A 15,742-nucleotide genomic window follows, 5' to 3' on the forward strand; every position below is an offset into this window, starting at 1 on the left:
GCGAATGTTCAACACGCCCTATTATCCCCATAAGTTATAATGTAATAAATTAAGAGAGTATAAAAAATAAAAACCTGATGCCTCATTAATATTGGGACATCAGGTTTTATTTATCATGGTAATGCTAATGGTTCGTTAGACTTATAATAGGAAGAAATACGCCCAACACCCAACGATAACAGTAGAGATAATATTAAGGATGACACCTGTACGTACCATCTCTGTTTGTTTGATCAAACCGGTACCAAACACGATAGCGTTTGGCGGCGTCGCAACTGGTAGCATAAAGGCACAGGATGCACCGATACCAATAATAAGTACTAAGACTTCGCTCGGTATACCCATATGCTCGGCAATTGCCGCAAATACAGGGACTAAGAGCGCAGCTGATGCCGTGTTTGATGCAAACTCTGTTAAGAAAATAATGAAGGCTGAGATTGCAAGCATCACAACCAATAGTGGCGCGGTTTGTAAGCCATTAGCAACCGTCTCACCCAGTACTAATGACGCACCTGATACTTTTAGAACATTTGATAGCGCAATACCGCCACCAAATAACATCAATACACCCCAATCTGTGTTGTCTGACACTTGTTTCCAAGACACCAGACCCAAACTCACGACCGCCACTGCTGCCAGCAATGCAACAACGGCATCTGTATCTTCGATACCAACTGCAGCACCAATTTGCTTAGAGAGTATCCAGCTCACCGCTGCCACAATAAAGACAATAATCGTCAGCACGCGCGGTTTGGTCCAATGAATAGTTTCATCTTGCTGTAGGGTCATCGTGCGGTTTAGATTAGGCTTTAGAAATAGGTACATCGCGCCCAACAATACTGGTAATAGTATCAGCATCATTGGAATACCAAATTTCATCCAATCAACAAACGCAATATCCAAGGCTTTTGCGGCGATCGCATTTGGTGGCGAGCCGACAATCGTACCCAAACCACCGAGACTTGCTGAATACGCAATACCGAGCAGTACAAACACAAATGTACCGCGATCTTCTTTACTATCAACTTGCGTCAAAATACCGAGGGCAAGCGGTAGCATCATTGCCGTTGTCGCCGTATTTGAGATCCACATTGACAAAAAAGCAGTCACGCCAAAAATCAATAGTACAGCGGTACTTAGCTTACCACCTGATAACGAAAGAATTTTTAGCGCAATCTTTCTATCAAGCTTTTGTACATGTAACGCGGCCGCCAAGGCAAAACCACCAAAGAAGAGATAAATAATGGGACTGGCAAAGCTTTGCAGACCGACTTCAGCATTAAAATCAGGAATGCCAATTAATGTTCCAACCACAACCACCAAGATCGCAGTGATTGTGACGTGTATCGCCTCAGTGAGCCATAGCACGCCGATAAAAAACAGCATTGCTAGCCCTTTGTTAGCACTGACCTCAAATGGCAATACACTGTAAATAATAAAACTAATGATTGCCGCAATGGCAACCACGATCAATCCTTTTCCCGTTCCCTTTGGGAATGTATCCGTAAATAAATACTCGTTACCATCATCAGGAATATGGCTATCCAGCTTTTTCTCTGACATAAATTATCCTTATCGCATCCAAAGTGAGTATGAAGTCAAAATTATTGCAACACACTTATTGTAAGACATCATGATATTCATATAGCGAACATTACGCGCGAAAATATCATATCAGAATAACTTATATATGAATACATTTTGATTATTTTTGTTTTTTTAGGATGTCTGTTTGATTCGTTGATGATAATCACCTCTCGACTTTGTGAGATTTTTCAATAGTAACTCTCTCACTACTTTGTTCTCACTGCTTTGAATGGACGCCTTGGTTGATAAAAATTACATAAAGCATTCAAACATTCATCATTTGGGGCTATACAAGTAAAAACCGATACCACATAATCTTAGGGTTAGATAGATAATCATCAATAAAAACAAGAGGAATGACACTATGGCAGATGCAAATAAAACCGATGCAACCACAAAAATGGCGCCAAAAGACATCAATCAAGATAGTCTGGCCAAAGAAGATCAACAGCGTACTGACGACTCAGCGCTAGATATGATGCAAGGTATGCATGAGCATGAAGATCATCAAGAAGAAGACGAAAAATAAAAGATGGCAGAACGGCAGATAAAGCCAGTTATCTAGTATTAACAGCAAAAATAAGAAGCGCTTGTCATGATGATGAGCGCTTTTTTAGTTTTGTTTCTCTTTGTTCTGGCAAGTGGTTGGAGACATAGTTATATATAAATGCTGCGGTTAGAACGATTGCGATGGGTACAAGCAACGCATCATAGCCAACTTTGGCAAACAAAAAAGCCCCTATTGTACTGCCACCGCAGAAGCAATACCAAATAACGGCCTGAAAGCCCAATGTCGGCTTACTAATGGAGCGACCCGCAAGCCAGTTACCGATTGCTGCACCCATATCGGATGTCAGTCCTGTCAAATGCGTCGTGCGAATAACTGCTCCACTATAAGTGGCTACCATCGCGTTTTGTAATCCGCAGGCCATCGCTGCTGCCAATTGTCCGAGATAATCATGCTGCTGATATGACCAGTAGGCAGCTATTAGTAATGCTGCTTCAAAATATAGCGCACGCCCGTAACGACGGCCTAGTGTTAAGGATGTCTGCCCAATGACAAAACCGCTTAATATTGCCCCTGACAAAAAAGACAATAGTAGCGCTCCGATATACAAAATACTATGAGAATCTGAGTAAGCGATAAGCGATAAGCGATAGCTGCTGCAAACAAGCTGACATTACCGGTGACATGCGAGACCGATAAATTGGCAAATCCCATCAATGCAGTTGTGTTCACGCAGCCAGCGCTAAATGCCAATACCGCCCCACCCCACAATATCCACTTTGGTAACTTGGTTATCATATTTGTCACCTAAAGGTCTACTGCCAAAAAGACTCATAGTATAACGAGAAAAGGCAGCCAATTGGCTGCCTTTTCAATTTCAATAGCTGAGTGAATCATTGATAATGACCATCAACGCAAAAAATACTTAAATGATTATTGCGCTGGCTCATCCAGCATCATCAACTGCTCACTGATAGCGACGGTATTAAAGCCTGCATCAACAAACATGATCTCACCCGTGATACCAGATGCCCACGGAGATAATAGGAATAGTGCTGCGTTACCTACTTCCATCTGATTGACATTACGTTGTAGTGGTGCGATTTTTTCGCTGATATCGAGCATTTTACGGAATGATTTGATGCCACTAGCAGCTAGCGTACGAATTGGACCTGCTGAGATCGCATTGACACGGATACCGTCGCCGCCCATAGAAGTCGCTAAGTAGCGCACGCTGGCTTCAAGACTGGCTTTTGCCATACCCATGACATTGTAGTTTGGCAATACTGAGATACTGCCTTCATAAGTTAATGTCAGCATAGAACCATGACGCATTGCAAGCAACTCACGAGCTGCTTTTGCCAATGCCACAAAGCTGTAGCTAGAGATATCATGTGCTATGTGGCTGCCTTCACGCGTGGTGGCACTCACAAAGTCACCATCGAGCTGATCCATTGGGGCAAAACCAATGGCGTGTACCACACCATCAATACCATCACCCCAATGCGCGGTTACTTGCTCAAAACAAGCAGCAATCGACTCATCAGAGGCGACATCACACTCTAGCACCAAATCCGCTTCGAACTGTTCGGCAGCCATGTCCACACGCTTTTTGATTTTATCATTCGGATACGTCAGGATCAGTGAGGCGCCTTCGCGGTGTAGCGCTTCTGCAATAGCCCAAGCGATAGAGAGTTTACTTGCGATGCCAGTTACGACAAATCGTTGTCCTTGCAATAGCATAAGATTTCCTTTTGAATCAATCGAGATGATTTAGAATATAGGTTTATTTAGAGTAATCAGAAAGTGACGCGTCATGAAATGATGCAAATCAAAAGATGACTTATTATACACGAATTCATTTAAGTAAACAGTCGTAAACTGTACTTGGTTACTATCATTAGTATCGCAATAATACTAATGAAATATCATCATGGTCACCGTTCTAATTGCATCTCTGACAGCCCTGTAATGACTAAACTCTGAACTACTCACCACAGCAGTATGAAGTTCAGCAGATTTCGAGTATAATCACAGCCCTTCCCAGCTTGCACAATTTTATAAGAATCCTGACATGATAGGATTCAACGTTAAGCTACACCCACATTTTGGATGGCTGCCAAACTTATGAGTAACACCCCAATAATAACCCCAGATTATAAAGAAAGTACTGAATCCTATCGCCAACTGATTGGTTCGACTGGCGAAGACTTGAATCGTCCTGGTTTATTAGACACACCTGTACGTGCGGCAAAGGCTTTTGCTCACTTAACCAAAGGCTATCATCAAAGCATTGAAGAGGTGGTCAATGATGCTGTCTTTCCATCAGCCAATCGTGAGCTAGTACTGGTACAGAACATTGAGTTTTATTCATTGTGTGAACATCATATGCTACCGTTCCATGGTGTCGCGCATATTGGCTATCTGCCTGACGGCCAAGTACTGGGGCTGTCGAAGTTTGCCCGTATTGTCGATATGTTTGCTCGTCGTCTACAAATACAAGAAAACCTGAGTGAACAGATTGCACAAACCATCATGGATGTTACTGGCTGTCGCGGCGTGGCGGTGGTCATGGATGCCTCGCACATGTGTATGATGATGCGCGGTGTCAGCAAACAGCATTCGACTACACGTAGTACTGCGATGCTTGGTGAGTATCAGCACAACAATCAAGCCCGTAATGAATTTTTGGGTGCCGTCCCTAAGCGCCAACCGTCGTTTTAAACTATTAATATTTTAGGCTGTTATGAGTAACAACAAACAAAAAGGACGCTAATGCGTCCTTTTTGTTTTAGCTATACAAAGTAAGATTTCAAGTTTTAGCAAATCAAGCTCATAGTCTTTGCCGTATACGCCAGAGTCTTGTAATGATTGTTACGATAACTAGGTTAATCATTGTAGACGATAATATGCGATTCATAAAAATTTCCCAAACATAATATCATTTAACCATCGTAACGCTTATGTATCAATAAAATATTCCTGTATTGTTATATACTTGCAATTTATTAAGTCGTAGCACAAGATAAATTACAAGATGATTTGATCATGACACAGGCTTTAGGATAGTTAACATATAGAGACAAACTATTTTATTTCAATATCTTATATTGTTTTAAACGTGTTAAAAAAGCCTATCCTCAAAAGAGTCATAGGCTTTTTTTGTCTATCATAAGTCTATCAGTACAAGTACAATGCTATGATGCTTTCTGAGTGTCTTTATCAGCACTCTCATCACTTACTTGCTTAATTTTCGTTAAGATTTCCTTAATTTCAGCTGCTGAGAGATAGGTTGGTACGGCATAAGTATCGCTGACTTCTTTTGCTGCTGCTTTTGCAATATCATCAAAATCACTGGCCTGCATACCGCTAACAGTCGGATCAATATTTAAATTTGCGATAAGCGCTCTGACTTGTACGATGAGATGATCTGCTATTTCTTTATCACCATGACCAGCTTGGCCGTCTGCTACCATACCCGTTCTTTTTGCCAGTGCGGTCAGTCTCTGCTTGCTTGCTTTACGATTAACATCAAGCACATAAGGCAACACGATCGCATTAGCACGACCATGAGGAATGCTATAGTAGGCACCTAATTGGTGAGCAATGGCATGCACATAACCCAAGCCCGCTTTGTTAAAGGCGATACCACCATAATGGGCGGCAATTCCCATCTCTTCTCTTGCTTTTAGATTGCCACCATCTTTGTAAGCTAATGGTAGATAATGCATGACAGATTTGACGGCAGAGGCTGCATAGTAGTCCGTCTCCACGCTGGCATTGGCACTCATCCATGCTTCTAATGCATGGGTCAATACATCAATACCCGTATCAGCGGTGATGTGTGCTGGCATACCTTTCATGATAATGGGGTCAATCGCTGCGGCGAGCGGCACCATTCTTGGATCAATAGACAATGCTTTTTGGTGTGTTTTATCATCAGATATCACTGCACCAAGGGTTGCCTCTGAGCCAGTACCCGCTGTTGTAGGCACGCAATATAATGGCGCCGACGGCTTTCTTGCTTTAAGGATCCCAATCAGTTGCTGAGGCTTGCATTTATTGCCTTGAGACATAGCGATCATTTTGGCAGCATCGATCACTGAGCCGCCGCCGATGGCGATAATAGCGTCGCAATTTGCTGCTATAGATTGGCGCAGTCCTTCTTCGACTACGTTAAAAGTAGGGTCTGGTGTAATGCCATCATAGACATGATAGCTGATATTTTTTGCATCTAGATAATCAGTGACTTTTGCAGGGATACCGAGTTTGTTTAGCACGGCATCAGTGACGATAAAGACATTGGTATTGCCTTCATTGATGAGCATGTCGCATAGCTCATTACAGGCAGCCTCACCGACAAACAACATCGGTCTTCTGATAGGTATCACGTAAGAGATTGCTTTTAGCACTTTAGCGCGTGTCTTAGCCACTGCCAAATAACCAGCATACTGCAAGCTGTTATTCTTTACTAATTTAGTAATACTGTTTTGTTTTTTCATGGGTACAAAAATCCTTTTTAATGATGATTTTAACCGCGATAACAATAGTTTGAGCTAGTTGATAAAGGCTAAACGACGTTTGCCAATAGCAGAGTAGATAAGTATATGTACAGCAAGGATGTTTGAATAAAGCAAACCACTGTCTAGCATGATTGTACCACTGCCTTTTTTGGTATGTCGCTATTATTGTGTACTGCTCGCCTTTAATAACTGCTTGGCATACGGATGCTGTGGCTGGCTAAAGATATCTTCTGTGAGCCCAGACTCCACGCATGCCCCTTGTTTTAGTACCATAATATGCTGACATAGTGCGTGTACTACTTTGAGATCATGACTGATAAAGACATAACTTATTTGCAGCTTTTGTTGAATTTCACGCAATAAACTGACCACCGTTACCTGCGTGGTACTGTCAAGCGCAGAGGTAGGCTCGTCCAATATAAGTAGGCTCGGTTTCATGATGAGTGCGCGCGCCAATGCCACGCGTTGACGTTGACCGCCGGACAGCTCATGCGGATAACGCTGCGCGAATGCTAAAGGCAAATGGACGGTAGCCAAACTCTCCATCACCGCCTGCTGACGCGCGTCTTTATCCACGCCTTGTACCAACAGTCCTTCTTCCACAATTTGCATGACCGTCATACGAGGGTTGATACTGGCAAAAGGGTCTTGAAACACCATTTGAATCTGCGAGCGAAAGTTACGTAGCACTTTTTTGGACAGTGCTGAGATATCTTGCCCATTCACCACTATCTGTCCATGCACTCGTGCTTGATTGCCAAGCAGCTGACTCAGCGCCAGTGCAATGGTGGTTTTGCCAGATCCAGACTCACCGACGATCCCTAATGCCTGCCCTTTTTGCAAGGTCATATCAACAGCTTTGACCGCATCAAACCAACGTTTTGTACTCCCAAATAGACTTTTTTCGATTGGGAATTGTACGTTGAGATTGCTCACTTTTAATACAGTTGATGGTCCATCTGCATGATCTGCTACTGGCTGTAGCGCTTGACCGAAGTCTTGCTGAATGAGCGTGCGAGTATAATCGGCTTTAGGCTGATCAAATACCGCCGACGTTTGACCCTGCTCAATCGTTTGACCTTGCCGCATAACGATAATCTCGTCGCTATAACGCTTGACTAGATTGAGATCATGGCTGATTAATATCATCGCCATACTGTGCTTGCGTTTAAGATCATCTAGTAGGGCCAAAATCTCATGCTGTAATGTCACATCAAGTGCAGTGGTTGGCTCATCAGCAATCAAGATATCAGGCTGCTGAGCCAATGCCATCGCAATCATTACTCGCTGACGCTGACCACCTGACAACTCATGTGGATAACGATTCAACTTGTCAGAGGGATCCGTGATATTGACGTCATTTAGCAAGGCAATGCTGGTGGCTCGCCATTGTTTTTTGGGTACGCCGCTTAAACGCAGTGATTCAGCGATTTGTTTTGCAACGGTATGTAGCGGATTTAGCGCTGTCATCGGCTCTTGAAATACCATACCGATCCGCTGACCACGAATAGCACGTAGTGCGGCATTACGCGATTTGTCATTCGCTATCGGTAGTTGAGACATGCCTGCCGTGCTTGCCAGCTGAACCTCACCCTTAATCGTCAAATTCTCTGGTAGCAGACCTAGTAGTGCAAGACTGGCAATCGATTTGCCAGATCCTGACTCACCAACGATAGCCAGAGTTTGCCCCTGTCTTAGCTCATAAGATAATTCATCGACCAGCTGGATGCCTGTAGCAGTTGTGATACTTAGGCTATCTACTGTCAGCACGAGCTTGTCTTGCGCGCGATTAAGATTTTCAGTTGGCGCGTTGTATTGCTCGGTAGCCATAATATTATCGGTCATATCAAGAGCGCCTCGGATCAAACGCATCACGCAGTGCTTCGCCAACGAAGATGAGCAATGACAAAATAAAGGTCAAACTAAAAAACCCTGATAAAGCCAGCCAAGGGGCATCAAGGTTATTTTTTCCTTGTACCATCAGCTCACCTAAAGACGGCGAGCCAGGCGGCAACCCATAACCCAAAAAATCCAGCGCAGTCAACGCAATGATATTAGCTGTTAATATAAAAGGGAGCTGAGATAAACTTGAGGCTAACGCATTGGGCAGAATATGTCTGAGCATGATTTGGCTATCAGACACACCGAGATTGCGCGCGGCACGCACATAATCAAAATTACGAGCACGCAAAAACTCTGCTCTTACCAAACCGACCAGCCCCATCCAACCAAATAACAGCATCATGGCAAATAGCATGATAATACTGGGACTAAATAAACTGACTAAGATAATAATCATAAATAGCTGAGGCATACCGCCCCACACTTCCATAAAGCGCTGCCCTGCCAGATCTACCCAGCCGCCATAATAGCCTTGTATTGCACCGACAATAATACCGATGAGAGCACCAGCGAGCGTCAGCGCCAGACCGAACAACAATGAGACGCGCATACCATAAAGTATCCGTGTCAGCACATCGCGTCCCATATCATCAGTGCCAAGCCAGTTCTGAGCGTTTGGAGCCGCTGGATAAGGCAGACCAAGCTCGACATTGGGTGTCTGATCAGCAAACGGAATAGGCGGCATTATATAAAACCCTTGCTCATCAATCAGCGACTGCACTGCAGGATCTTTATAATTGGTTTCGGTCTCAAATACACCGCCAAATGTCGTTTCAGGATAGGCCTTTAATACCGGAAAGTAATAGTCGCCTTGATATTGCACCAGTAAAGGTTTGTCATTGGCAATGACGTTAGCTGCCATGCAAATGACAAATATCACTGCAAAAACAAACAGTGATATTACCCCAAGACGATTTTGGCGAAAGCGATTTAAACGCGCTTGCCAAATGGGGTTTAAGCGCTGCTTTTTCGGTAGCGCTACCTGAGGATTGTGCTCAGGCATTGGCGCTTTATCTGGTTCGCTATTAATAGTACTGCTCTTTGATGAAGATTGATTATTTGACATTAGCGCCCCTCAAAATCAATACGGGGATCAATTAAGTGATAGCTTAAGTCGCTGATTAATTGCAGTAGTAGCCCTACCAAGGTGAAGATAAATAGCGTGCCAAATATCACTGGATAGTCGCGTTGTTGAATGGCCTCAAAACCTAACAACCCCAACCCATCTAGTTTAAAGATAATCTCAATCAAAAAGTTACCGGCAAAGAAAATACCAACGATAGCGGCTGGGATACCTGCGATGATAATCAACATAGCATTGCGAAATACATGACCATACAACACCTGACCCTCACCCAGTCCCTTTGCGCGAGCGGTCAATACATACTGCTTGCCCAGCTCTTCTAAAAAGCTAAATTTGGTCAGATACGTCAAGCCCGCAAAACCACCTACGGTACTGGCTAGCAGCGGTAGTGCCAAATGCCAAAAGTAATCTTTCACCTTACCAAGCGCGCTGAGCTGGTCAAAATTTTCGGACGTGAGCCCTTGTAGCGGGAAAATATTCCAATAGGTGCCACCTGCGAAAAATACCAATAAAATAACTGCAAAGACAAACACAGGTATCGCATGTCCAATAGCCAGCAGCATAGCAGTGAATTTATCAATGCCTGAGCCATGATGCATCGCTTTATACACCCCTAAAGGAATGGCAATCAGATAAATGAGTAGCGTACTCCAAAGACCAAGCGATATCGAGACTGGTAGCTTCTCTATAATGAGATCGGTCACCGACTGCCCTTTAAAAAACGACTCACCAAAATCTAGCTGAGCGTAGTTCTTTAACATAAGCCAAAATCGTTCTGGAGCGGATTTGTCAAAGCCATATTGAGCATTAATAGCAGCGACCATTTCCTCAGAGAGACCGCGCGTTCCTTGATAAGTGCTGTCATTGCCACCTGCACTGCCCGCGCCAATATTACCACCAAGTGCGTTATCTTTTGACCCCTGCTCAATAAGGGCAAGCTGCTGCTCAACAGGTCCGCCTGGTGCCGCTTGTACGATTACAAAGTTGGCAAGCAATATCAAAAATAGTGTCGGTAATATCAGTAGGAGTCTTTTTAAGATATAACGACCCATAATAGCGACTTCCTAAATAAAGAGAGAGGGCGATGACGACAGCAGTATATTCTTTCGTGCTAAAGGTCTACACAAATATATCTATGTATTAAAAACTTGCATTAAAAATTATTTTTGAGCTCGCGTAACGCTGCAAATACCGTCAAAGAGTTATCATCGTCGATAGTTACTTTTGATTTAACCCCTGCAATCACACTTGGCTCTTGGGTACGCAAAAATACGTTGATCGCACGCTCATGCTCTAGCGTCACTGGCAGTGTCGGCACACCTTGTGCCGTTTGTGCCTCAGCTTGCGCTAATGCTTGTTGCATTGCCTCGTTGTCAGGCTCGATAGACAATCCAAAGCGTAGGTTACTGGCCGTATACTCGTGCGCAGGATACAGTAGTGTCTCATCAGGCAATTCATTTAGACGTTTAAAACTATCATGTAACTGCTCGATCGTACCAGTAAAAACACGTCCACAACCTGCACTAAATAGAGTATCACCGCAGAAGCAATGTTTTTGCCCATCGATATCTAAGATATAGGCCATGTGGCTGGCGGTGTGTCCTGATACATCCCAGACTTGTGCAGAGCAGCCCCATGCGCTCACCGTGCTGCCATCTTTAATGGTTTGATCCTCATCAACCCCATGCTCACTATGCGCCACCAGATGGGTCATCGGATACGACTCCTGCAATTCTGCGACACCACCAATATGATCATGATGATGATGCGTGGTCCAAATCGAGGTTAGCTCTAGTCCATGCGTCTCTAGATAATCGATAACCGGCTGGGCTTGACCTGGATCAATGACAATCGCCTGCTTATTATTTTCATTAATTAAGGTCCAAATATAATTATCATTAAACGCTTTAATTGGGTGAATACGGATACTCATGGCAAATCCTTACTAGTAGTTATTTTTTTGCTCGTTATTTTAAATTATTTCGCTGCGCTTTTACTGCGTGGTGACAGCCTATGCGTTTGGCAGTCAGCTATTATTAGGCCAAACCCTGTCAACAGGTACTGCTTACTGCTTCAAATATTTGTTGATGCGGCCTTCTGCCTCTTTATCCACCCACCAGTAATCGATGCCGACGGCGTTGGTCGGTAACGTGTCTGTATGACGGTATTGATCCCAATAAGCAACATTGGTGCCAGACTTACCATATAAGGGTACGACATAATGACCCGCTCGCAACAACCGATCAAGCACCTGCGTATATAACACAATTTCGTCACGATTTTTGGCATTACCAAGAGCCGCGGCCACCTGATCGATGGCTGCGTTTTTGATACCAGCACTATTATGATTGCCAGGCTCGTCAGCCGCCGCGCTACCCCAAAATGCAGCCTGCTCAGCACCAGGAGACAGACTTTGGGCAAACACATCGACGACCATATCATAATCAAAACGGCGCGTTCGCTCATAATATTGCGGCCCATCCACTTGGCGCAAGGTTGCCTCAAACCCTAAGCGTTTTAAATTACGAATATAAGGCAACAAGACACGGCCCATGGTCTCGCCTGTCATCAAAATCTCAATTTGGGCGGGCTGACCATTCGGCTGATAGAGCTTCATATCATCATAATAAAACCCAGCAGCTAGCAATAATTGCCGCGCTTTTAGTAAGCCTTGCCGATTAAAGCCATTGCCATCACTGGTGGGTAGCTGCCATTCTGCTAAGACGGCTTTACGCTGGATCGGTTCAAGCTCAGACAATAAAGGCGTTAACACCTGCATCTCTGCGTCAGATGGTGTACCAGTTGCCGCAAGCTCCGACCCGTGAAAGAAGCTCTGCAAACGTTCGTACTGTCCATGAAATAATGTCTTATTCATCCATTCAAAATCATAAGCAGCCGTTAGGGCTTGGCGCACCCGAATGTCCTGAAAGATTGGGCGGCGCAAATTCATCACCAATGCCTGCATGGGCACTGGGTTTTGACTGGTTATGGTCTCTTTTTTGATAAGACCTGCTTTCACTGCAGGAAAATCATAACCACTCACCCAATTTGATGCTTTGTTTTCGGGGCGAAAGCGGTACTGACCAGATTTAAATCCTTCAAAGGCAATCTCATCGCTTTGATAATAAACGAACTTGATCATGTCAAAATTGTAGCGACCACGATTGACCATCAAATCACGACCCCAGTAATTGGGATCACGTATGTAGCTCACCGAACGCCCCGCATCGACGCGTCCCAGCTTATAAGGCCCACTACCCATTAAGGGTGTCAGGCTGATCTTTTCAAAATCAGCCTCAATTGAGGATTTTGCAAAAACAGGAAACTGCCCAACCGTCAGTAGGATTTCTTTGTTTTCAGCAGAGGCAAAGACAAATTTGACTTGCTGCTCGTCGATGACTTGAACGGCTTTGATATCAGCCAAATAGCTACGAATAGACATCGGACCTTTGTTTAATATTGCATCAAAAGTCGCTTTGACATCATGACTGGTCACAGGCGTCCCATCCCAAAAACGGGCAGCAGGATTGATGTGATAGACAATCCAGCTGGTATCGTCTGGATCATAGGTTACCTTACTTGCCAGCTGTGGATACATGGTAAACGCTTCATTTAACGAACCTGTCATCAAGGTATCATACAGATAGTCGGTGCCGATCATTGGCACGCCCGTGGTCATCCACTTATTGGCACTATTAAAGGTACCACGCGCATCTAGCGAAAGCGTGCCGCCTGAAGGCGCTTTTGGATTGGCATAGGGCATGTAAGGCGCATTGATGTATTTCGTAGGACTGTTATGTCCAAGCGCTGTCGTTGTGATAGGCGCCGCAATACTGCTCGATATCCAGCTGACAGTGATGGCTAGCAAAACAGCTTTTAGCAGAGCATTTTTTCTTATCATAACGTTATAACAAACCTCTATGCTAACCAATGCGAGTATCAAAAATTAAGCGCTGACGGCAAAATAGCCTGATAGCAAAATTTCATCATAACAAACTTAGGTTTTTTAACCTAATATTTTGCCATGTTACGCGGCGTCAGTGCGACATCCATCAGTATGACATCATTGGTATTAGATATAATGATGGTAGATATTGAACGCTTTTTACTCAAACTGTGCATCGATAAATATACTCATAAAAAAAGACGCAACTTATAAAAGCGGCGTCTTTTATTTTAAAGTCTAGTATGACCTATGCATGCTTTTTTTCAAACGCTATCATAAAATCAACCAACTGCTGTACCCACTCAAGTGGCACGGCGTTGTAAATACTGGCTCGCATACCGCCCACATCGCGATGGCCTTTTAGATTAAGTAGGCCAGCTTTTTCTGACTCTTCTAAGAACACTTTATCAAGGCTGCTGTCTGCTAAAGTAAATGGCACGTTCATGATAGAGCGATACTGAGGATCGACTGGGTTGTTATAAAAACTGCTCTCATCGATTGTCTTATAAAGTAAATCGGCTTTTTGCTGGTTGATTTTGCCAATAGCAGCCACACCACCCTGCTCTTCCAACCAATCAAACACCAGTCCTGCTAAGTACCAAGAGTACGTCGCTGGCGTGTTAGACATAGACTCTTTGTCTGCTTGGTGCTCATAGTTCAGTAGCATAGGACACCATGCGCTAGCCTGCCCCAACAGATCATCACGGATGATTGCAATGACCAATCCTGCAGGACCGATGTTCTTTTGGGCACCTGCATAGATCATACCAAATTTAGACACGTCTATCGGCTGTGACAAGATACAAGATGACATATCGGCAATGATTGGCGCGTCTACTTGTGGCGGCTCAAATATCTGTAGACCATGGATAGTCTCGTTGGCACAGTAGTGAAAATAAGCGGCATCGTCACTCACAGTCCACTCACTTTGGGCGGGTACAGTCGTAAAGTTGTCCTCTTTGCCAGTCGCGACCAAGTTAATCTTACCCAGACCAAGTGCTTCATAGCGCTGGGCTTCTTTAATAGCCTTACCTGACCATGCACCCGTCGTCAAATAATCGCCGCGTCCACCATTTAGCAGGTTCAATGGAATGGCAGAAAACTGCAAGCTAGCGCCGCCTTGTAAAAATAGCACTTTATAGTTATCTGGTATCTCCATGAGCGTGCGTAGCTTAGCTTCTGCTTTGTCAGTGATTGCCATGTATTCTTTACTACGGTGACTGACTTCCATGACCGATAGGCCGCGACCTTGCCAGTCGAGCAATTCGCTCTGAGCACGCTCCAATACAGATGTTGGCATCGTGGCAGGGCCAGCACAGAAGTTTGGCAGACGATGCGGGGTACTATTATTAGCAGTGGGTGTAGACGTTTGGGTTGTAGACATAATCACAGTCCTAGGTATGATGAAATAAAGAAGCGACCTTTATTTCAGTTTGTTGATAAAAAAATTTACATCGATATCAGTTTTAATATCACTCAATGAGATATGCGCTCCCACAGCTGACGTTTAGCATCACTATCTACAATCATGTCATCTAATGTAGGCACAGTCATAAGGTTGGGGTGCTGAAGACCTTCAGGTAGTACTGTTAAAGCAGCAACTTTTATCTCTTCGCGCAGACCAATTCTAAAGACATATCCAGCAAGGCTGGCATTGGCAAGCTCTACTGTGTCCATACCGGCGCAAATCGGAAATGAGGTCGTCTCATGAGTCATTGAGAGTGCTTGAGTGATATTATTCCATAGCTTTTGGCTATCATTATTAAGTGCTTGAATATCAACCAATATCACCCAATCCCCATAGCGTCCACCTTGTAAGCTAAATGGTGCTACCTTTTTCAAGCTGTCGTCATTTACACTATCACTATTATGACTGCTTTGAGATAATTGATGTGACGCAATAGGCGCAGTTGTTGACTGCACCACTTCATCTATAAAAAATGCGGCGGTTTGGTTTGTTTCGATATCTGGACTATTGTGAAGACGAGGTGCATCTGAAGTAGCAGATATCTCATTGCTCACACTATCAAAACTATAGGTGACTGGGCTTTGCTCGGTGGCTGCCTGTTCATGAATACCTAGACCATGAGTATCGTCATTCACATCATCATGGTTGCTGCTATAAGAGTCATTCGTATCATAACCACTGGTCGGCTGAACGACTGTCTCTATAGCAGCTCCAGCACTCGCGG

At 44.1% G+C, this 15,742-nt stretch carries 12 protein-coding genes and 1 pseudogene; 2 read left to right on the top strand and 11 right to left on the bottom strand.

Translation table 11 applies throughout. From position 1 onward, the window contains the following. Nucleotides 1–141: 141 nt before the first annotated feature. On the bottom strand, nucleotides 142–1,563 hold the full coding sequence (locus B3V51_RS09105; RefSeq protein WP_212563531.1) for an SLC13 family permease: 1,422 nt from the start codon (nucleotides 1,561–1,563) through the stop codon (nucleotides 142–144). 388 nt (nucleotides 1,564–1,951) lie between these two features. On the opposite strand from B3V51_RS09105, the gene B3V51_RS09110 reads away from it, so the two are divergent. Continuing rightward, complete coding sequence (locus B3V51_RS09110) at nucleotides 1,952–2,116, top strand: hypothetical protein (protein WP_212563530.1); 165 nt, start codon at nucleotides 1,952–1,954, stop codon at nucleotides 2,114–2,116. A 64-nt stretch (nucleotides 2,117–2,180) separates the two neighbouring features. Here B3V51_RS09110 and B3V51_RS09115 read toward each other — a convergent pair. Then, nucleotides 2,181–2,893: pseudogene (locus B3V51_RS09115) on the bottom strand (YoaK family protein). 135 nt (nucleotides 2,894–3,028) lie between these two features. Beyond that, a complete protein-coding gene (locus B3V51_RS09125; RefSeq protein WP_071001612.1) occupies nucleotides 3,029–3,838 on the bottom strand; it encodes an enoyl-ACP reductase FabI in 810 nt (269 codons plus the stop codon). 384 nt (nucleotides 3,839–4,222) lie between these two features. Between B3V51_RS09125 and folE the strand changes: the two genes are divergently transcribed. Continuing rightward, the gene (gene folE, locus B3V51_RS09130; RefSeq protein ID WP_212563529.1) at nucleotides 4,223–4,819 is read left to right on the top strand and encodes a GTP cyclohydrolase I FolE; all 597 of its coding nucleotides are present in this window, start codon (nucleotides 4,223–4,225) and stop codon (nucleotides 4,817–4,819) included. A 473-nt stretch (nucleotides 4,820–5,292) separates the two neighbouring features. Here folE and B3V51_RS09135 read toward each other — a convergent pair whose 3' ends face one another. From B3V51_RS09135 to B3V51_RS09170, 8 genes are all read right to left on the bottom strand, one after another. Then, on the bottom strand, nucleotides 5,293–6,597 hold the full coding sequence (locus B3V51_RS09135) for an iron-containing alcohol dehydrogenase (protein ID WP_212563528.1): 1,305 nt from the start codon (nucleotides 6,595–6,597) through the stop codon (nucleotides 5,293–5,295). A gap of 183 nt (nucleotides 6,598–6,780) precedes the next feature. Beyond that, nucleotides 6,781–8,448, bottom strand: a complete 1,668-nt coding sequence (locus B3V51_RS09140) for an ABC transporter ATP-binding protein (protein WP_252962453.1) — start codon at nucleotides 8,446–8,448, stop codon at nucleotides 6,781–6,783. A 16-nt stretch (nucleotides 8,449–8,464) separates the two neighbouring features. Beyond that, the gene (locus B3V51_RS09145; protein WP_071003610.1) at nucleotides 8,465–9,523 is read right to left on the bottom strand and encodes an ABC transporter permease; all 1,059 of its coding nucleotides are present in this window, start codon (nucleotides 9,521–9,523) and stop codon (nucleotides 8,465–8,467) included. A gap of 62 nt (nucleotides 9,524–9,585) precedes the next feature. Beyond that, complete coding sequence (gene yejB / locus B3V51_RS09150; RefSeq protein WP_093070793.1) at nucleotides 9,586–10,656, bottom strand: microcin C ABC transporter permease YejB; 1,071 nt, start codon at nucleotides 10,654–10,656, stop codon at nucleotides 9,586–9,588. A 101-nt stretch (nucleotides 10,657–10,757) separates the two neighbouring features. After that, nucleotides 10,758–11,537, bottom strand: a complete 780-nt coding sequence (gloB, locus tag B3V51_RS09155; protein WP_093070791.1) for a hydroxyacylglutathione hydrolase — start codon at nucleotides 11,535–11,537, stop codon at nucleotides 10,758–10,760. 132 nt (nucleotides 11,538–11,669) lie between these two features. Next, the gene (locus B3V51_RS09160; protein ID WP_286708306.1) at nucleotides 11,670–13,502 is read right to left on the bottom strand and encodes an extracellular solute-binding protein; all 1,833 of its coding nucleotides are present in this window, start codon (nucleotides 13,500–13,502) and stop codon (nucleotides 11,670–11,672) included. 295 nt (nucleotides 13,503–13,797) lie between these two features. Then, the gene (gene serC / locus B3V51_RS09165; protein WP_286708298.1) at nucleotides 13,798–14,934 is read right to left on the bottom strand and encodes a 3-phosphoserine/phosphohydroxythreonine transaminase; all 1,137 of its coding nucleotides are present in this window, start codon (nucleotides 14,932–14,934) and stop codon (nucleotides 13,798–13,800) included. Between the two features lie 92 nt (nucleotides 14,935–15,026). Next, nucleotides 15,027–15,742: DNA polymerase III subunit psi (locus tag B3V51_RS09170; protein WP_286708299.1), on the bottom strand; the 716-nt coding region annotated here is incomplete at its 5' end.

It is taken from the genome of Psychrobacter sp. UBA2514 (assembly GCF_002341255.1).
Taxonomy (GTDB): domain Bacteria; phylum Pseudomonadota; class Gammaproteobacteria; order Pseudomonadales; family Moraxellaceae; genus Psychrobacter; species Psychrobacter pacificensis.